Annotated in this window: 1 pseudogene; it reads left to right on the forward strand. The window is 63.9% G+C overall.

Annotated elements, in window-relative coordinates:
- A pseudogene (locus HMPREF3048_RS12310) lies at positions 1–299 on the forward strand (hypothetical protein); the annotation flags it as partial.

The following is a 299-nucleotide window of genomic DNA, read 5'->3' on the forward strand; positions in this document are numbered from 1 at the left end:
TCCCAGCGGTGGGCGCTGCGCCTTGCCTTACTTGAGGTTGAGGGTGGGTATCGGGCGATTGAGGCTGCGGCCCGCTCGTTGGTGCCGGCGGATAAGACACCGGCGGTGGATGCGGCGAAGTTCGGCCCGTCGCGAAACGGCAAACGCACCCTGCATCTGACCTACGACGAGCGGGAGATCTCCGACATGGAACACGCCGGGCGTTTAGGTATTGATCAGGATCGTCCGGCTGCACCCCAGATTGCGGAGAACCTCATTGGGATCTTCTTCGGCGAGGGCAAGGTCGCAACCGCAGCGCC

The sequence above is a fragment of the Corynebacterium sp. HMSC075D04 genome (assembly GCF_001815635.1).
GTDB classification, from domain to species: domain Bacteria; phylum Actinomycetota; class Actinomycetes; order Mycobacteriales; family Mycobacteriaceae; genus Corynebacterium; species Corynebacterium coyleae.